Source organism: Pseudomonas sp. P4795 (assembly GCF_048822895.1).
Lineage (GTDB): Bacteria > Pseudomonadota > Gammaproteobacteria > Pseudomonadales > Pseudomonadaceae > Aquipseudomonas.
Window position 1 is genome coordinate 233,422 of the sequence record NZ_JBMFBT010000007.1, and the last position, 17,565, is coordinate 250,986.

Genomic DNA, 17,565 nt, shown 5'->3' on the forward strand with positions numbered 1-17,565 from the left:
CGACCACAGCTTTGGGTGGCAGCCCCCACCAGTTCAGTTCAATGGCGTTGGCGGCCATCGGCAGGTTGAGCAGAACAGCGAGCAGCACAAGGTGCGCAGAGGAACGAAAAAAGGCCATCAAGCTAAAACGCCGGCGACATGATTGGCCGCGTAATGTAGTGCAGTCGCCGGCGCGCCGCCTGATTTATCTCAAGGCCTGAACTGACTCGGCGCCACACCGCTCCAGCGCACGAATGCATGGCGGAAACTTGCGGTCTCGCTGAAGCCCAGGGTTTCGGCGATGCGGTAGATCGGCAGCTGCTCTTCGCAGAGCATTTGCTTGGCGCGCTCGAAGCGCAATTCGTCGAGCAGTTCCTGATAGCTGCACCCCAGATCCTTGAGGTGCCGGCGTAGCGTGCGCGGTGAGCACTTCATCTGTTGCGCCAGACCTTCCAGCCCCGGTGCGGCGTTGAGTTGTGCGTCAAGCAACTGGCGAATCCGCCCCAGCCACGCCTGGCGGCCGGTGAACTCGGTGTTCTGCTTGCGGCAACGTTCGGCCATCGCCTGATGGGTGATGACGTCGGCCAGCGGCAACGGCTGATCGAGCCAGCGCCGGTCGAAGGCAAACGCGTTGTCCTTGGCCGCGAAGTGCAGCGGGCAGGCGAAGTGTTCGGCATAGCTGTCGCGGTAGTCCGGCGCGGCGTGTTCGAAGCGCGCGGCGAGCAGCGGCAGCGCGTGCCCAAACAGGTCGTCGCAAATGACCTTCAGCGAGACCAGACAGAATTCGGCATTGAACACCGCCATCGCCGGGCTCTCGCGATAATCGGCCGCGACGAACCAGACGCGCTCGCCGTCGTCCTCAAGACTCAGTTCGAAAAGTGTTCCCAACAGCGCCGGATAACGGATCGCCAAGCGCAAAGCGTCACCGAAGGTGGCACTGGTGAGTAACGCGTAACCGAGCATGCCGTAGGACGAGACGTGCATGCGTCGTCCCAGTTCGAGGCCGATGTCACGCTTGAGCGCGACCGCGTTGGCACACACCTGCATCTCCTGATTGGTGGTGATGCGCGTGTCCGCCCGGTTCAGATCCGCTGCACTGATGCCGCTGCCGGCCAGCAACGCCTCGCTGGACAAGCCTTTGGCCTTGAAAGTGTTGAGCACCAGCGAGACGGCGTTGAGGGTAGTGAGGTGGGAGTGGAGCATGAGGAACTTCCAGCCTTGGGATGCTGAAAAAGGGAGCAAGTTGTGTGCCGTGGATTAGTTGTGTCAGTTGGAGCCAGCCCCTCACCCCAGCCCTCTCCCCAAGGGAGAGGGGGAAGGGAGCCGATCTCCATGGCTTTCAAATCCGGAGCTCGGCTCGGTATTTCAGGTCGATGTCTAGCGAAAGAATAACTCGGTCAGTCCCCTCTCCCTCAGGGAGAGGGTTAGGGTGAGGGGCATTCCGGAGCCGTTCTCAGACCAGCTCACCACACAAATCCAGCTCCATCAGCCGCCGAACCTCAACAATATCCAGCCCCGCACCCAGCAATCCATGCAATTTGCCAAACGCCGCCTCACGGGTTATGCCGCCACCGGACAACACGCCAACCCCGCGCAAACGGCTGCCAGCCTCGTACACATCCAGTTCAACCCCGCCTTCATGGCACTGCGTCACTGCAACCACCACCACGCCGTTATCCCGCGCGCGGCCGAGGCTGGCGAGGAACTCGGGATTGTCACTCGGCCCGGTGCCACTGCCATAGCACTCCAGGACCAGCCCTTGAATGCCGCTGGCGAGTAGACCATCGAGAACCCCGGCGCTGATACCCGGGAACAACGGCAGAACCGCGACGTTCGCCAGTTGCTTGGGCTGGTTGTAGTTCAGCGCGGCTGGCACGGACGCAGCTTTCACGCCGCCACCCTGACGCTCCAGACGTTTGAACGGGTGCCGACCAAAACTGCGCACTTTCGCGCAGCGCGTCGGTGCCAGCAGCTCACCGTGGAAGTACAAATGCACGCCCGGCGCCAGGCCCTGGCCGAGGGCGACCAGTGCGCCGCCAAGGTTTTCCCAAGCGTCGCTGTCGGTGACCCCGGCCGGCAGCATCGAGCCGGTGAAGCACACGCGGGCATGCAGGCCGAGCAGTTGGAAACTCATGGCCGCCGCGCTGTAGGCGAGGGTGTCGGTGCCGTGCAGGATCAGCACGCTGTCGCAGCCCTGGACATCGACGGCATCGACCACCGCTTCACGCAGTTGCTGCCAGTAGGCCGGGGTCATGTTGGCGCTGTCGATCAGCGGCGACATCTCGCGGAAACGCCACTGCGGCAACACCAGCTCAGGCTGGCTGTGCAGATATTCGCGCATCCGCGCTTCGAAACCGGAGGCCGGGGCCAGACCATTGGCGCTGGCCTGCATGCCGATGGTGCCGCCGGTGTAGAGCACCATGACGTGCTGGGCGGCAGGGTAAGTCGAGGAATTCATGGGGAGTTCTCCTGAACGATGACAGCGTGCGGTCGAGCATGACGCCGACCACACGCTGTGTCACGCCGGGCGCGTGGAGTGCACCCGGTTTTTACCCGATCAGCGTTGCGCTGCGGGTACGCCTTGCGGCTGTTTTTCAGTCTTGGTGACAGCCGGCGGATTGGCTGGCCAGGCTTTCAGGTCCAGATCCAGATCCGGGAACTTGCTCGAATCAAACACCGGGGTCTTGATGCCCGCTGCGCGCTGATCATCGTAGTCACGCAGGATGCGCATGCCGACTTTGAACAGCATGAACAGCGCGATCAGGTTGACGAACGCCAGCATGGTCATCGTGATGTCGGCGAAGGCGAACACGGTGCCGAGGTTCTCGATGGCACCCCAGAAGATCAACACCAATACCAGTGCGCGGTAGCCGATCAGCGCCTTGCGGTTTTCACCGATCAGGAAGCGCAGGTTGCTCTCGCCCAGGTAGTAGTTGTAGAGGATCGAGGTGAACACGAACAACGCCAGTGCGACCGAGATGAACATGCGGCCCCAGTCACCGACCACGGCGGCCAGCGAGTTTTGCGTCAGGGCAATGCCATCGCCTTCGAAGCCGGGGGTGTAGAAACCCGAGAGCAGGATCAGCAACGCGGTGCAGGTGCAGATCACGAAGGTGTCGAGGAACACGCTGAACGCCTGAACCACGCCTTGCGCGACCGGGTGTTCAACCGAAGCCACGGCTGCCACGTTTGGCGCACTGCCCAGACCCGCTTCGTTGGCGAACACGCCACGCTTCACGCCCATCACGATGGCGCTGCCGATCAGACCGCCGAACGCCGGGTCGAGACCGAAAGCGCTTTTGACGATCGTCATCAACATGGCCGGCACGTGGTCGAATTGCAGCACGATCACGTAAACGGTCACGCCGATGTAGACCAGGGTTTTCACCGGCACCAGCAGGTCAGCAACCTTGGCGATGCGCTTGATCCCGCCGATGAACACCAGACCCAGCAACACCGCCAGACCGAGGCCGGTGTAAGTAGTGTCGAGGCCGAAGGCGTTGTTCAGCGAGTGGGTTACGGCGTGAGCTTGCAGGCCGTTGAAGGCGAAACCGAAGGTCACCAGCAACAGGAACGCCATGACCATACCCAACCAGCGCTTCTGCAGACCGTGCTGGATGTAGTAGGACGGCCCGCCGCGGTAGGTGCCGTCGGCATCTGTACGTTTGTAGAGCTGGCCGAGGGAGCATTCGAAGAAGCTGCTGGACATGCCGACCAGTGCGGTCACCCACATCCAGAACACCGCACCTGGACCACCGAGGGTCACGGCGATGCCGACACCGGCGATGTTACCTGCACCGACGCGGCCGGCGAGGCTGAGCATCAGGGCCTGGAACGAGCTGAGTTGCCCGGCGCTGCTTTTCAGGCTGTCGCGGAACACCGCGAACATGTGGAAGAAGTGGCGCAATTGAACGAAACGCGAGCGAATCGTGAAGTAGCTACCGAGCCCGACAATGAGCACGATCAGTACTTTCCCTGAGAGGAAGTCGTTGATGACTTCGAGCATGGATTTTTCCTCGCTGTTTTTTGTTTAAGCAAATGCTGGATTGTCAGAAACATCGCGTTACACCGGTCTGCGCGCGGCACGACAGGTGAGGCGAGGGTTTCGTCCCGGATCCATTTCGCGGGTTTGTTATTAGTTCGGGTTTCGCATGGGTTGTGGCCTCGTTACCGACGACCGCTCACGCGAAGAGGGGCGGCACTATACCGATCAGTGCGGCGCCCGTCTGCACGGTAGTGGTGCAAGCGACGAAACGAGGTGCTGCAAAATCAACAGATCGCAGCCTTCGGCAGCCTCTACAGGTGTACGTCAAACTCTGTAGGAGCTGCCGAAGGCTGCGATCTTGGCGGCATCAGAAACACAAGTCATTCAGAGGCATATCCCGCAAACAAGTTAAAAAAAAGGGCTTGGAGACTGAGTCCCCAAGCCCTCAAAAGGTGAGAGGTGTCTAGTCCCTCGACCTGGTGAGCGGTGCTACCAATAACGCGTCGGCTCAGGCTTTAAGCGGAACCAGACGCGGAGCAATCATGTTTTCCGGGCGCAGGATGTCGGCGAGCATGGCTTCGTCGAGCAGCCCTTCTTCGCGCACCAGTTCCAGCACGCCGCGGCCGCTGGCCAGAGCGAGGCCGGCGATACGGGTGGCGTTTTTGTAGCCGATGTACGGGTTCAGTGCGGTAACCAGACCGATCGAGTGCTCGACCAGTTCGCGGCAGCGCGCTTCGTTGGCGGTGATGCCGACGATGCAGTGCTCACGCAGCATGTCCATGGCGCGTTGCAACAGACGGATCGAGTCGAAGATCTTGAACGCGATCAGCGGCTCCATCACGTTCAATTGCAGTTGGCCGCCTTCGGCCGCCATGGTCAGCGCCAGGTCGTTACCGATGACCTGGAACGCCACCTGGTTCACGGCTTCCGGGATAACCGGGTTGACCTTGCCGGGCATGATCGAGCTGCCTGGCTGACGTGCCGGCAGGTTGATTTCGTTGATGCCGGTGCGCGGGCCGCTGGACAGCAGACGCAGGTCGTTGCAGATCTTCGACAGCTTGACCGCGGTGCGTTTGAGCATGCCGGAGAACAGCACGAAGGCGCCCATGTCGGAAGTGGCTTCGATCAGGTCGGCCGCTGGCACCAGCGGTTGACCGCTGATCAGTGCCAGACGCTCGACAGCCAGTGCCTGATAGCGCGGGTCGGCGTTGATGCCGGTGCCGATCGCGGTACCGCCCAGGTTGACTTCAGTCAGCAGCTCCGGGGCCAGCGTCTTCAGACGGGCCAGGTCTTCGCCCATGGTGGTGGCGAAAGCACGGAATTCCTGACCGAGGGTCATCGGCACGGCGTCTTGCAGCTGGGTACGACCCATCTTCAGAACGTGGTTGAATTCTTGACCCTTGGCTGCGAATGCCTGAATCAGGCTGTCGAGGCTGGCCAGCAGCGCGTCGTGACCCAGCAGCAGACCCAGACGGATCGCGGTCGGGTAGGCGTCGTTGGTCGACTGCGCCATGTTCACGTCGTCGTTCGGGTGCAGGTACTGGTATTCGCCTTTCTGGTGACCCATGGCCTCCAGTGCGATGTTGGCGATCACTTCGTTGGCATTCATGTTGGTCGAAGTGCCAGCGCCGCCCTGAATCATGTCCACCACGAACTCTTCGTGGAAATCGCCGCGGATCAAACGTGCACAGGCTTCGCTGATGGCAGCGTGTTTGGCTTCGCTCAGGTGACCCAACTCACGGTTGGCGTCAGCGGCGGCCTGTTTGACCATCGCCAGGCCAACAACCAGTTTCGGGTAATGCGAGATCGGAACGCCGGAGAGGCGGAAGTTGTTCACCGCTCGCAGGGTCTGGATGCCGTAATACGCTTGAGCCGGTACTTCGAGGGCGCCAAGCAGGTCGTTTTCTGTGCGGAATGATGCAGCGGAGGACATGATGGAAATCATCTCGATATGGACCCGGTCTGTGCCGGAACGCTGCGAATGCTAGGCTTGTGGGAAATTTTGGGCCAATGCTGTTAAGCGCTGCCCTATGCATATTCGGCATAATGCCCGTGTGACGCCGCGTGTGCGGCAGACGTGTGACCTGTTTTGGTGCGTGTCCGGGAGGACAGGATGAATCTGGAAAGCAAATGGCTCGAGGACTTCAGTGCTCTGGCCGCCACCCGCAGCTTCTCGCAAGCAGCCGAACGCCGCTTCGTGACGCAACCGGCGTTCAGTCGGCGGATCCGCAGCCTTGAAGCGGCGCTGGGGCTGACGCTAGTCAATCGCTCGCGCACGCCGATCGAACTGACGGCGGCGGGGCAATTGTTTCTGGTGACCGCGCGCACCGTGGTCGAACAGCTCGGTGAAGTGCTGCGGCATCTCCATCATCTGGAAGGCGGGCAGGGCGAAGTGATTCAGGTCGCAGCGGCGCACTCGCTGGCATTGGGCTTCTTTCCGCGCTGGATCGCACAACTGCGCAACGACGGACTGAACATCGCCACGCGGCTGGTGGCAACCAACGTAGGCGATGCGGTCCACGCGCTGCGCGAGGGTGGCTGCGATCTGATGCTGGCGTTCTACGACCCGGATGCAGCGATGCAGATGGACCCGGAGATCTTTCCGTCACTGCATCTGGGCCAGACCGAAATGCTTCCGGTGTGCGCGGCAGATGCCGAGGGCAAGCCGCTGTTCGATCTCGAAGGCGAACACAGTGTGCCGCTGCTGGCCTACAGCGCCGGCGCGTTTCTCGGTCGTTCGGTCAACGGGCTGCTGCGTCAGCGTGGACTGCGCTTTACCACCATCTATGAAACCGCGATGGCCGACAGTCTGAAAAGCATGGCGCTTGAAGGTCTCGGCATCGCCTGGGTGCCACAACTGAGCGTGCGTGGCGAACTCGGCCGTGGTGAGCTGGTGGTCTGCGGCGGTCCGCAATGGCATGTGCCGCTGGAGATTCGCCTGTACCGTTGCGCGCTGGTGCGCAAGGCCAATGTGCGGTTGTTGTGGCGCAAGCTTGAGGGCGGTGCCGTGAGCACTTCCACTTGATGGAGCGCTGGTGACGCCGAATGACCGGGAACGACACAGGCATACATCCAGTTCAGTCCTCGTCGTCATCATCGGGGCGCGGGCTTGATCGCACCGGAGTTCCCAAATACTCAGAGTCCAGGTATGTACGTATGTTCTCTCGATTTTTATCACTGAAGCGATTTGCATCGTGACGTAGTTCAGAAAAATCATCCGTTTCTCGCATGACTGTTTCGCTCCACCATCCGTTGTACAGAACTTCGCCATCTTCATGGCCTGCATTGAACATGTGTCCTACTTCGTGAGCGGGAGTTCTGGCTGCTGTTGTGCAGGCGATACCTACGTAGCCTGGAAAATCGGCAATGCCATATACATCTGCGTTTATGGGGTAGCGCGTCAACAACAGGAATTTGTGAAATTGTGTGGAATGTTTTTTTGCGGAGGGGTGCTCCGGTATTTGTCTACCTTGGTTCTCCAGGCATCCAGCGACTTAACTTCATCCTTATCCTGATAAGGGTGATTACTCAACTCCTCCGTTTCCGAGGGGCGGAACAGCACAATCAGCATCTTGCGCCCTGAGATCTTTTCAAATTCCTCGGCTAGCCAGGAGAAGTGTTTTTGATACAGCGCTTCCTTGCTGTACTCCGCCAGGTCCTGGTGGATGAAGACCAGTAGTGCTAATGGTTCTTTAAACATGGGTTATCCTTTTTGTGGTTGTAAGAACGACGCATCTGGCCCAAACCATTTTGCAGTTATATAGGCAGTCGTTCACTTTGATTGTGATTAAACACTGTTATTCGCAGGCTATTTGATGCAAGACTTGTTTGGTGAAAAGTTTCAATATCAGGTGCTGCTTAGTTATATATCACCAATGATCGGTTATCGCTTTCGAGATTGTTTTGAATTTTATTACATGCAGCCTGCCTTGGTGTCCAAGTGCGGGATCCATGCAATCTTTTGCGCGTTCTTTAAGTCGGAAGAGTTGTAGGTATATTCTTGATTCTCGAGTCAGTAAAATCAGCGATTCAAGGCACAAGACAGATGGTCGTGACGGGGGCTGTTTATTGCTTTCATTGCGGTATACTGCGCGGCCTTCGGCCGGTTCGCCCGGCCATTTTTCCTACAACAAGCCACGCATTTCTGCGTGGCTTGTCGTTTTTGACGCGCCTGCGGGCGCCCAGAGAGAAGAGGCACGACGATGAGTGCACTGGTTGGCGTGATCATGGGCTCCAAGTCCGATTGGTCCACCCTTAGCCACACCGCCGATATGCTGGAAAAGCTCGGCATCCCTTACGAGGTGAAAGTGGTCTCTGCCCACCGCACCCCGGATCTGCTGTTCCAGTACGCCGAAGAGGCCGAAAGCCGTGGCATCGAGGTGATCATCGCCGGTGCCGGTGGCGCGGCCCACTTGCCAGGCATGTGTGCGGCCAAGACCCACCTGCCGGTGCTGGGCGTGCCGGTGCAGTCGTCGATGCTCTCGGGCGTTGATTCGCTGCTGTCCATTGTGCAGATGCCAGCAGGCATTCCGGTCGCTACTCTGGCCATCGGCAAGGCCGGCGCGATCAACGCCGCCTTGCTGTCGGCGAGCATCCTCGGCGCCAAGCATCCACAATTCCACGCGGTGCTGAAAACCTTCCGTGCCGAGCAGACAGACAGCGTCCTGGACAATCCAGACCCACGTATTGCCTGAGGTTGTTGAGATGAAGATCGGTGTAATCGGTGGCGGCCAGTTGGGTCGCATGTTGGCCCTGGCGGGCACTCCGCTGGGCATGAACTTCGCTTTCCTCGACCCGGCGCCGGACGCTTGCGCGGCCGCATTGGGCGAACACCTGCGCGCCGATTACGGCGATCAGGATCATCTGCGCCAGCTCGCCGATGAAGTCGATCTGGTGACCTTCGAATTCGAAAGCGTTCCGGCTGAAACCGTGGCATTCCTCTCGCAATTCGTGCCGGTCTACCCGAGCGCCGAAGCCCTGCGCATCGCGCGTGATCGCTGGTTCGAGAAGAGCATGTTCAAGGATCTGGGGATTCCGACCCCGGCCTTCGCCGACATTCAGTCGCAAGCCGATCTGGATGCCGCAGTCGCTTCAATCGGTCTGCCGGCCGTGTTGAAAACCCGCACATTGGGTTACGACGGCAAGGGCCAGAAGGTCCTGCGCACACCGGAAGATGTGGTCGGCACCTTCGCCGAACTGGGCAGCGTCGCCTGCTTGCTGGAAGGCTTCGTGCCTTTCACTGGTGAAGTGTCGCTGATTGCTGTGCGTGCTCGCGATGGCGAAACGAAGTTCTACCCGTTGGTGCACAACACCCACGACAGCGGCATCCTCAAGCTGTCGGTCGCCAGCACCGATCACCCGTTGCAGGCCCTGGCCGAAGACTATTCCAGCCGCGTGCTCAAGCAGCTGGATTACGTCGGCGTGATGGCGTTCGAGTTCTTTGAAGTCGACGGTGGCCTCAAGGCCAACGAAATCGCCCCGCGCGTGCACAACTCCGGGCACTGGACCACCGAAGGTGCCGAGTGCAGCCAGTTCGAAAACCATCTGCGGGCCGTTGCCGGTCTGCCGCTGGGTTCGACAGCCAAGGTTGGCGAAAGCGCGATGCTCAACTTCATCGGCGTGGTTCCACCGGTTGAGAAAGTCATCGCCATCGACGATTGCCACCTCCATCACTACGGCAAGGCCTTCAAGGCCGGGCGCAAGGTCGGTCACGCCAACCTGCGCTGCGCCGACATGGCAACGCTCAAGCAGCAAATCAGCAAGGTCGAAGCGCTGATCGCCGAGTAAAACAGTTTCATGTGGCAGCGGCGGAACCATTACGGGCCGCCGTTCTCTCATGGCAGGATGCCAAAGTCTGACTAGGCTTTGGCATATCTACCAAATCAGAGGGAAATGCCATGGGAATTATCGGAACCATCTTTATCGGCTTGATCGTCGGCCTGCTGGCTCGGTTCCTGAAACCGGGCGATGACAGCATGGGCTGGATCATGACCATCCTGCTCGGTATCGGCGGTTCGCTGGCGGCCACTTACGGCGGCCAGGCTCTGGGCATTTATCACGCGGGCGAGGGCGCAGGTTTCCTTGGCGCACTGGTCGGTGCAGTCGTATTGCTGGTGATCTACGGCCTGATCAAAAAGAACTGATCCAAAGCGACAAAGCCCTCTCGGCCAATCGGGTCGGGAGGGCTAGAATGCTCGGCGTTGTGCATACCCTTCTATATACCGAGCACCTTCATGCGCCGTCTTTTATTGACTCTCCTTTTGCTGGGCAGCGGTCTCGCCCACGCCGGCGAATTGCCGGAAACCGACTGGCTCGACCTGATGCCCAAGTCGGATCAGAAAGCCCTCGAGGCCATGCCTGAAATCGACCACGACTCCCCGGAAGCTACCGGCACCTTCACCGAGAAGGGCGGGATGAAGCAGGCCAAAGGTTTGCCGGCGGTGATGTATTCGACCAAAACCGTGGCGTCGATGAACGACAAACACATCCGCATCGGTGGTTATCCGGTGCCGCTGGAATCCGATGCCAAGGGCCGCAGCACGCTGTTCTTCCTCGTACCGTATCCGGGCGCGTGCATCCACGTGCCGCCACCGCCGCCGAATCAACTGGTGCTGGTGCGTTATCCGAAAGGTTTGAAGCTGGACGACATCTACACGCCGTTATGGGTGACCGGCACGCTTAAGGTCGAGAAAGTCAGCAATGACCTGGCTGATGCGGCGTATGCCCTGGATGCCGATAAAGTGCGGGTGGTGCAGGAATCTGATCTGTAACCACCACAAATCAAAAGATCGCAGCCTTCGGCAGCTCCTACACAAAACCCTGTAGGAGCTGCCGAAGGCTGCGATCTTTTGATCTTAGAGCGGTTTCGAACCGATGCTGACGCCCATGGTGTGACTGGCGCCGGACGGAAGATTCACTACATCACCCATCACATTCGCCGTCTCGATACACAACATCCGCTGCCAGCCGTCATCGGCCATATCACTGAGTGCAGCGGCGCGGTCGATCCACGGATTCCAGATCACCGCCGTACGCGAACCGGTGGTGGTCAGCACAATCTGCCGCTCCCACGCCGGATCAACGATGCTCAACTGCGGCGGCGCATTCAGATAGATGCGGTCGGTCTCCCCGGCAAAGCGCAGGTCGCCTTGCTGGGTATGCGTGTTCCAGTCGTCCAGCGTTTCGATGTAATCCAGACCATCCACACCTTCGACGCGCACATTGCGCACATCGCTGACGGCGAAGTAGGTGTGCAGCGCCTGACTGAGGCTGACGGTTTCGCTGCCACGGTTGTGGCTGGTCAGGCTAATGTGCAACTGATCATCGAGACGCAACGTCAGCGTGAGATCCACTTGATGCGGCCAGCCGGGAAAACCGCCTTCAGGGTACGGCAGCTTGAATTCGACCTTCAGGCCATCGCCTTCAGCCTCGATGCCACCCAACTCCCAGTCCATCGCCCGGACAAAACCGTGAGCGCCAGCAGGTTCTGCGCTGGTGCGCATCGCCTGCACGCTTTCGGGGTTGCGCGCGAAGATGCCGAACCACGGCCAGCACACCGGCACGCCGGCGCGGATGCTCTTGCCGGTCTTGAACTCGGCCTTGTCGTTGAGCCAGATCAGCGGCGGCTGGCCGTCGACCTGATAACTGAGAATGTGCGCGCCTTGCTGGGCCACCAGCACTTCGGCCTGACCGTGACGAATGCGCCAGCAGTTCAGTTCATCGAGTTTCACGGCTTCAACGTTGGGCGTGCTCATGGGACGGCTCTCGATCAGACACTTGGACGACTATCGACCGCAAAACGGCCGCGATGTTTAACGCGCGCGCGGCGGAACCGAGCGGGTGCGACCGCTGCCATCAATGGCGACGAACACAAACACCGCTTCGGTGACCTTGCGCCACTCGCTGGACAGCGGATCGTCGCTCCACACCTCGACCATCATCTGGATCGAGCTGCGGCCGATTTCCAGGGTCTGTGTATAAAAGGACAATTGCGCGCCAACGGCGACCGGCACCAGGAACGCCATGCGGTCAATCGCAACGGTCGCGACGCGGCCACCGGCCACGCGGCTGGCCATGGCCGTGCCGGCCAAATCCATCTGCGCTACCAGCCAGCCGCCGAAAATATCGCCAAAGCCGTTGGTTTCGCGCGGGAGTGCGGTGATTTGCAGGGCCAGGTCGCCTTGCGGGATCGGATCTTCTTGTTCGAGCTCTATCATGCCGGGGGTGCCTCTGACCCGTGACTCTTCTTTGGTGCTGCTGGTGGTAGCCGTCTTCGGGAAAAACGATTCAGCACCGAACATACTACGTTCGTCACGTTTTCCATAAGGCGCCTGAGAGGGAAACTCTGCGAAACCGACTGACGTCTCCAGCGACGTTTTCGCACAGCAACCCCTTACAAACCGGTGCAGGTTGCGAGTATATCGGTCGGTAGACTCCGCGACGACCGTCCGGTTCTCATTTCGACCGTCAATTACGCGCCTCTATGTGCTTTTTCGAACAATTTGCTATGGTGCCGAACCTGCCCGAGCCACAGCCAGCGTTGTTGTGGCGGCAGATCCGACTATAAGAGAAGACCTCGCCATGACCTCAGCGCCTTCGAGCCTCGCGCAGCCCGACCAACCCGCACGACCGTTGACCCGCAATGACTACAAGACTCTGTCGCTATCGGCCTTGGGGGGCGCGCTGGAGTTTTACGATTTCATCATCTTCGTGTTCTTCGCCACTGTAGTCGGCAAGCTGTTCTTCCCGGCCGACATGCCGGAGTGGCTGCGCCTGATGCAGACCTTCGGCATCTTCGCCGCCGGTTACCTCGCGCGGCCGCTGGGCGGCATTGTCATGGCGCACTTCGGCGACCTGCTGGGGCGCAAGAAGATGTTCACCCTGAGCATTTTCATGATGGCCGTGCCGACCCTGATCATGGGGCTGCTGCCGACTTACGCACAGATCGGCATGTGGGCGCCGATCCTGCTGCTGGTGATGCGCGTGATCCAGGGCGCGGCGATTGGCGGTGAAGTACCGGGCGCGTGGGTCTTCGTTTCCGAACACGTTCCGCAAAGACATATGGGCTACGCCTGCGGCACCCTCACCAGCGGTTTGACTGCCGGCATCCTGCTCGGCTCGCTGGTCGCCACCGCGATCAACAGCATTTATACGCCAGTGGAAGTCTCGGACTACGCCTGGCGGATTCCATTCCTGCTCGGCGGCGTGTTCGGCCTGTTCTCGGTCTACCTGCGCCGCTGGCTGCACGAAACCCCGGTGTTCGCTGAACTGCAACAGCGTAAAGCCCTGGCCGAAGAAGTGCCGCTGCGCGCGGTGCTGCGTGATCATCGCGGGGCGATTGCAATCTCGATGCTGCTGACCTGGCTGCTGTCGGCCGGGATCGTCGTGGTGATCCTGATGACTCCGACCGTGCTGCAGACGGTCTACCACTTCTCGCCGACCACGGCTCTGCAATCCAACAGCCTGGCCATCGTGTTCCTGAGCATTGGCTGCATCATCTCCGGCGCACTGGCCGATCGCTTCGGCGCGGGTCGCGTGTTCGTCTTCGGTTGCCTTGGTCTGTTGATCAGCTCGTGGACCTTCTATCACAGCCTCGCCGATCACCCGGACTGGCTGTTCCCGTTGTATGCGCTGACCGGATTCCTGGTTGGCACCATCGGCGCGGTGCCATACGTAATGGTCAAAGCATTCCCGCCAGTGGTGCGTTTCAGCGGCCTGTCGTTTTCCTACAACGTCGCCTACGCGATCTTCGGCGGCCTGACCCCGATGGTCGTCAGCCTGCTGCTCAAAGAAAGCCCGATGGGGCCTGCTTACTATGTGGCGGTGCTCTGCGGCATGGGGATTCTGGTGGGGGCGTGGTTGTGGAATAAGGGGCGCTGATCCGGAAATTATGGGTAGCTGTACCGGCCCAATCGCTAGCAGGCTAGCTCCCACATGGAGATGCATTCCCATGTGGGAGCTAGCCTGCTAGCGATTAGGGTCGAATGAATCATCCTGTAAAAACTCCGAATGCTGGCCTTTCATCCAATTGTCATATTTCAGCCATAGAGTGTTCACACGGCCTGCTGATACTTGGCCCCGACTTAACACACCCTATCTGCTAGGAGTAAGGCATGAAACTGAAGCGTTTGATGGCGGCAATGACTTTTGTCGCTGCTGGCGTTGCGACTGCCAACGCGGTTGCCGCTGTTGACCCTGCGATCCCGAGCTACACCAAGACCACTGGTGTGTCGGGCAACCTGTCCAGCGTCGGCTCCGATACCCTGGCCAACCTCATGACCCTGTGGGCTGAGAACTACAAAAAAGAATACCCGAACGTAAACATCCAGATTCAGGCTGCCGGTTCGTCGACCGCGCCACCTGCGTTGACTGAAGGCACCGCTAACCTGGGCCCGATGAGCCGCAAGATGAAGGACAACGAGCTGCAGGCGTTCGAAACCAAGTATGGCTACAAGCCAACCGCTATTCCGGTTGCCGTGGATGCCTTGGCTGTGTTCGTACACAAGGACAACCCGATCAAGGGGCTGACCATGGAGCAAGTCGACGCGATCTTCTCGTCCACTCGTCTGTGCGGCGCTAAAACCGACGTGAAAACCTGGGGCGACCTGGGTGTGACCGGCGATCTGGCGAACAAACCGGTTCAGCTGTTCGGTCGTAACTCGGTATCGGGCACCTACGGCTACTTCAAAGAAGAAGCCCTGTGCAAAGGCGACTTCAAGCCAAACGTTAACGAGCAACCAGGTTCGGCTTCGGTTGTACAGTCGATCAGCTCCTCGCTGAACGGCGTTGGTTACTCGGGCATCGGCTACAAGACCGCTAGCGTGAAGACCGTTGCTCTGGCCAAGAAAGGCAGCACCGACTTCATCGAAGACACCGAAGAGAACGCCCTGAACGGCAAGTATCCGCTGTCGCGTTTCCTCTACGTGTACGTCAACAAAGCCCCGAACAAGCCTCTGGCCCCGCTGGAAGCCGAGTTCGTGAAGCTGATTCTGTCCAAGCAGGGTCAGGAAGTTGTGGTGAAAGACGGCTACATCCCACTGCCGGCCAAGGTTGCTGCAAAAGCACTGGCTGACCTGGGTCTGCAGGAAGGCGGCGCTGTCGCAAAGAAGTAACACCTTAGGTTCGGGCTAAACCCCGAACCTGCAGGAACCCTGCAGGGGCTGTCGAGATTCACTCGACAGCTCCTGCACAGGTCCTGAAAACCTTCGAATTCTTCTGATCCTCCTCCAGTCCTGCTGGCGGTGGATTTGCTGCGTCACTGCATTGTCATCTTTCTGTCATACAGGATCGCTAGGGTGAGCGCATGAATGATCTGGCCAATTCCCAAATGACTAATAATCCTCCCAAGCGCATTGATTTCAATACGCCTGAGCTGCAACGCAAGCGCCGTATCCGTGCGCTCAAGGATCGCTTCACTCGCTGGTACGTCCTCGTCGGCGGGCTGGCGGTGCTGGCAGCGATTACCCTGATCTTCTTCTTCCTCGCCTACGTGGTTGCGCCGCTGTTCAAAGGTGCCGACCTGAGCGCGCAAGACGCGATCACCCCGGCCTGGATGCAGGACGCCGGCAAGCCGCTGATGATCTCGCTCGAAGAGCAGAATCAGGTGGCGATGCGCGTTTCCGACAAGGGGCAGGCGCTGTTCTTCGACATCGACAGTGGCGCTGAATTGAAACGCGTTGATCTGCCGTTGCCGGCGGGCGCCAGCGTGACCTCCATCGGGGAAGACCAGCCAGGTCATCCGCTGGTCGCCGTAGGTCTGTCCAATGGTCAGGCGCTGGTGTTCCGCCACACCTACAAAGTCAGCTACCCCGATGGCAAGAAAACCATCAGCCCTGCTATCGAGTATCCGTATGGCGAAGCGCCGATTGCGTTGAATGAAAGCGGCGGTGCGCTGGAGCACGTCAGCCTCAACGCCACCGACACAACGCTGATGCTCGTCGGATCCAGCGGTTCGCAGCTCAACGTGCTGTCGCTGACCAGCGAAGAAAACCTGATGACTGGCGAAGTCACCAACGAGCAGAAGCGTATTGATCTGCCGCAGATGACCGAGCCGGTTAAAAACATCTTCGTCGATCCACGTCAGCAGTGGCTGTACGTGGTCAACGGGCGTGCTCAGGCCGACGTGTTCAGCCTGCGCGACAAGAGCCTCAACGGTCGCTACAAGCTGCTGGAAAATGGCGACGCCGAAGTCACTGCCTCCACGCAACTGGTGGGCGGTATCTCGCTGATCGTCGGCGACTCCACCGGCGGTCTGGCCCAGTGGTTCATGGCGCGCGATCCGGATGGCGAGCTGCGTCTGAAGCAGATCCGTACGTTCCAGATGGGCAAGTCGCCGATCGTTGAAATCTCTGCCGAAGAACGTCGAAAAGGCTTCCTCGCCCTGGATGCCAGCGGCAAGCTCGGCGTGTTCCACAGCACCGCGCATCGCACCTTGCTGGTTGATCAAGTGGTCGAAGGGCAAGGCCTGTTCGGTCTGTCGCCGCGCGCCAACCGCGTGATCGTCGAGGCCGGCGGCAAGCTGCAACCGCTGATGCTCGAAAACCCGCACCCTGAAGTGTCGTGGAGTGCGCTGTGGAGCAAGGTCTGGTACGAAAACTACGACGAGCCTAAATACGTCTGGCAATCGACTGCGGCCAACACCGATTTCGAACCTAAAATGAGCTTGGCGCCGCTGACCTTCGGCACGCTGAAGGCTGCGTTCTACGCCATGCTGCTGGCTGCGCCACTGGCCGTTGCCGCCGCGATCTACACCGCGTACTTCATGGCCCCGAGCCTGCGCCGCAAGGTCAAGCCGGTGATCGAGCTGATGGAAGCAATGCCGACGGTGATCCTCGGTTTCTTCGCCGGTCTGTTTCTCGCACCGTATGTCGAAGGGCATTTGCCGGGCATCTTCAGCCTGCTGATGCTGCTGCCGATCGGCATTCTGGTCGCCGGTTTCACCTTCAGCCGCCTGCCTGAATCGATCCGTCTGCGCGTCCCGGATGGTTGGGAAAGTGCGTTGCTGATCCCGGTGATCCTGTTCGTGGGCTGGCTGTCGCTGTACATGAGTCCGTTCATGGAGAACTGGTTCTTCGGCGGCGACATGCGCATGTGGATTTCCCACGATCTGGGCATCACCTACGACCAGCGCAACGCTCTGGTAGTCGGTCTGGCCATGGGTTTCGCGGTGATCCCGAACATCTACTCGATTGCCGAAGACGCCGTGTTCAGCGTGCCGCGCGGCTTGACTCTGGGTTCGCTGGCGCTGGGTGCCACGCCATGGCAGACCATGACTCGCGTAGTGATTCTGACCGCCAGCCCGGGCATCTTTTCGGCGCTGATGATCGGCATGGGTCGTGCGGTCGGCGAAACCATGATCGTGCTGATGGCCACCGGTAACACCCCGGTCATGGAAATGAACCTGTTCGAAGGTCTGCGCACGCTGGCAGCCAACGTCGCGGTGGAAATGCCCGAGTCGGAAGTCGGCGGCAGCCACTACCGCGTGCTGTTCCTCTCGGCGCTGGTGCTGCTGTTGTTCACCTTCGTCATGAACACCCTCGCGGAGCTGATTCGTCAGCGTCTGCGCAAGAAATACTCGTCGCTTTAAGCAAAGGTAGAAGTCT

The 17,565-nt window shown here is 59.8% G+C and carries 15 protein-coding genes; 8 read left to right on the forward strand and 7 right to left on the reverse strand.

What is annotated here, in order from left to right:
- Nucleotides 1-189: 189 nt before the first annotated feature.
- From ACOI8A_RS21240 to ACOI8A_RS21255, 4 genes are all read right to left on the reverse strand, one after another.
- Nucleotides 190-1,182, reverse strand: coding sequence for an AraC family transcriptional regulator (locus tag ACOI8A_RS21240; protein WP_420649326.1), 993 nt, complete (start codon nucleotides 1,180-1,182; stop codon nucleotides 190-192).
- A 250-nt stretch (nucleotides 1,183-1,432) separates the two neighbouring features.
- Nucleotides 1,433-2,437, reverse strand: a complete 1,005-nt coding sequence (locus tag ACOI8A_RS21245; RefSeq protein ID WP_420649325.1) for an asparaginase — start codon at nucleotides 2,435-2,437, stop codon at nucleotides 1,433-1,435.
- A 99-nt stretch (nucleotides 2,438-2,536) separates the two neighbouring features.
- Nucleotides 2,537-3,985: an alanine/glycine:cation symporter family protein gene (locus tag ACOI8A_RS21250; protein WP_420649324.1), complete on the reverse strand. Its 1,449-nt coding sequence runs from the start codon at nucleotides 3,983-3,985 to the stop codon at nucleotides 2,537-2,539.
- A 487-nt stretch (nucleotides 3,986-4,472) separates the two neighbouring features.
- Nucleotides 4,473-5,897, reverse strand: coding sequence for an aspartate ammonia-lyase (locus tag ACOI8A_RS21255; protein ID WP_420649323.1), 1,425 nt, complete (start codon nucleotides 5,895-5,897; stop codon nucleotides 4,473-4,475).
- Between the two features lie 180 nt (nucleotides 5,898-6,077).
- Here ACOI8A_RS21255 and ACOI8A_RS21260 point away from each other — a divergent pair, with 180 nt between their 5' ends.
- Nucleotides 6,078-6,989, forward strand: coding sequence for a LysR substrate-binding domain-containing protein (locus ACOI8A_RS21260; RefSeq protein WP_420649322.1), 912 nt, complete (start codon nucleotides 6,078-6,080; stop codon nucleotides 6,987-6,989).
- A 375-nt stretch (nucleotides 6,990-7,364) separates the two neighbouring features.
- On the opposite strand, the gene ACOI8A_RS21265 is transcribed toward ACOI8A_RS21260, so the two are convergent.
- Nucleotides 7,365-7,664 carry a hypothetical protein gene (locus ACOI8A_RS21265; protein ID WP_420649321.1) on the reverse strand — a complete coding sequence of 100 codons (300 nt, stop codon included), beginning with the start codon at nucleotides 7,662-7,664 and terminating at the stop codon, nucleotides 7,365-7,367.
- A gap of 502 nt (nucleotides 7,665-8,166) precedes the next feature.
- Here ACOI8A_RS21265 and purE point away from each other — a divergent pair.
- From purE to ACOI8A_RS21285, 4 genes are all read left to right on the forward strand, one after another.
- Nucleotides 8,167-8,658, forward strand: coding sequence for a 5-(carboxyamino)imidazole ribonucleotide mutase (purE, locus tag ACOI8A_RS21270; RefSeq protein ID WP_095081226.1), 492 nt, complete (start codon nucleotides 8,167-8,169; stop codon nucleotides 8,656-8,658).
- Between the two features lie 10 nt (nucleotides 8,659-8,668).
- Complete coding sequence (locus ACOI8A_RS21275) at nucleotides 8,669-9,751, forward strand: 5-(carboxyamino)imidazole ribonucleotide synthase (protein WP_420649320.1); 1,083 nt, start codon at nucleotides 8,669-8,671, stop codon at nucleotides 9,749-9,751.
- Nucleotides 9,752-9,861: 110 nt separating this feature from the next.
- Complete coding sequence (locus ACOI8A_RS21280) at nucleotides 9,862-10,107, forward strand: GlsB/YeaQ/YmgE family stress response membrane protein (protein ID WP_402807896.1); 246 nt, start codon at nucleotides 9,862-9,864, stop codon at nucleotides 10,105-10,107.
- A gap of 90 nt (nucleotides 10,108-10,197) precedes the next feature.
- Complete coding sequence (locus ACOI8A_RS21285; protein ID WP_420649319.1) at nucleotides 10,198-10,734, forward strand: DUF3299 domain-containing protein; 537 nt, start codon at nucleotides 10,198-10,200, stop codon at nucleotides 10,732-10,734.
- An 84-nt stretch (nucleotides 10,735-10,818) separates the two neighbouring features.
- On the opposite strand, the gene ACOI8A_RS21290 is transcribed toward ACOI8A_RS21285, so the two are convergent.
- Nucleotides 10,819-11,718: a D-hexose-6-phosphate mutarotase gene (locus tag ACOI8A_RS21290; RefSeq protein WP_420649318.1), complete on the reverse strand. Its 900-nt coding sequence runs from the start codon at nucleotides 11,716-11,718 to the stop codon at nucleotides 10,819-10,821.
- Between the two features lie 57 nt (nucleotides 11,719-11,775).
- The gene (locus ACOI8A_RS21295) at nucleotides 11,776-12,180 is read right to left on the reverse strand and encodes an acyl-CoA thioesterase (protein WP_003229628.1); all 405 of its coding nucleotides are present in this window, start codon (nucleotides 12,178-12,180) and stop codon (nucleotides 11,776-11,778) included.
- 364 nt (nucleotides 12,181-12,544) lie between these two features.
- Here ACOI8A_RS21295 and ACOI8A_RS21300 point away from each other — a divergent pair, with 364 nt between their 5' ends.
- From ACOI8A_RS21300 to ACOI8A_RS21310, 3 genes are all read left to right on the forward strand, one after another.
- On the forward strand, nucleotides 12,545-13,843 hold the full coding sequence (locus tag ACOI8A_RS21300) for an MFS transporter (protein WP_420649317.1): 1,299 nt from the start codon (nucleotides 12,545-12,547) through the stop codon (nucleotides 13,841-13,843).
- 233 nt (nucleotides 13,844-14,076) lie between these two features.
- Nucleotides 14,077-15,075, forward strand: a complete 999-nt coding sequence (locus ACOI8A_RS21305) for a phosphate ABC transporter substrate-binding protein PstS (protein WP_042561820.1) — start codon at nucleotides 14,077-14,079, stop codon at nucleotides 15,073-15,075.
- Nucleotides 15,076-15,266: 191 nt separating this feature from the next.
- Entirely contained in the window at nucleotides 15,267-17,549 is a 2,283-nt protein-coding gene (locus tag ACOI8A_RS21310; protein ID WP_420651321.1) for an ABC transporter permease subunit, read from the forward strand.
- Nucleotides 17,550-17,565 lie beyond the last annotated feature (16 nt).

Coding starts and splice junctions, on each gene's coding strand:
- ACOI8A_RS21240 (WP_420649326.1), bottom strand. CDS start 1,182: ATGCTCCACTCCCACCTCACTACCCTCAACGCCGTCTCGCTGGTGCTC.
- ACOI8A_RS21245 (WP_420649325.1), bottom strand. CDS start 2,437: ATGAATTCCTCGACTTACCCTGCCGCCCAGCACGTCATGGTGCTCTAC.
- ACOI8A_RS21250 (WP_420649324.1), bottom strand. CDS start 3,985: ATGCTCGAAGTCATCAACGACTTCCTCTCAGGGAAAGTACTGATCGTG.
- ACOI8A_RS21255 (WP_420649323.1), bottom strand. CDS start 5,897: ATGTCCTCCGCTGCATCATTCCGCACAGAAAACGACCTGCTTGGCGCC.
- ACOI8A_RS21260 (WP_420649322.1), top strand. CDS start 6,078: ATGAATCTGGAAAGCAAATGGCTCGAGGACTTCAGTGCTCTGGCCGCC.
- ACOI8A_RS21265 (WP_420649321.1), bottom strand. CDS start 7,664: ATGTTTAAAGAACCATTAGCACTACTGGTCTTCATCCACCAGGACCTG.
- purE (WP_095081226.1), top strand. CDS start 8,167: ATGAGTGCACTGGTTGGCGTGATCATGGGCTCCAAGTCCGATTGGTCC.
- ACOI8A_RS21275 (WP_420649320.1), top strand. CDS start 8,669: ATGAAGATCGGTGTAATCGGTGGCGGCCAGTTGGGTCGCATGTTGGCC.
- ACOI8A_RS21280 (WP_402807896.1), top strand. CDS start 9,862: ATGGGAATTATCGGAACCATCTTTATCGGCTTGATCGTCGGCCTGCTG.
- ACOI8A_RS21285 (WP_420649319.1), top strand. CDS start 10,198: ATGCGCCGTCTTTTATTGACTCTCCTTTTGCTGGGCAGCGGTCTCGCC.
- ACOI8A_RS21290 (WP_420649318.1), bottom strand. CDS start 11,718: ATGAGCACGCCCAACGTTGAAGCCGTGAAACTCGATGAACTGAACTGC.
- ACOI8A_RS21295 (WP_003229628.1), bottom strand. CDS start 12,180: ATGATAGAGCTCGAACAAGAAGATCCGATCCCGCAAGGCGACCTGGCC.
- ACOI8A_RS21300 (WP_420649317.1), top strand. CDS start 12,545: ATGACCTCAGCGCCTTCGAGCCTCGCGCAGCCCGACCAACCCGCACGA.
- ACOI8A_RS21305 (WP_042561820.1), top strand. CDS start 14,077: ATGAAACTGAAGCGTTTGATGGCGGCAATGACTTTTGTCGCTGCTGGC.
- ACOI8A_RS21310 (WP_420651321.1), top strand. CDS start 15,267: ATGAATGATCTGGCCAATTCCCAAATGACTAATAATCCTCCCAAGCGC.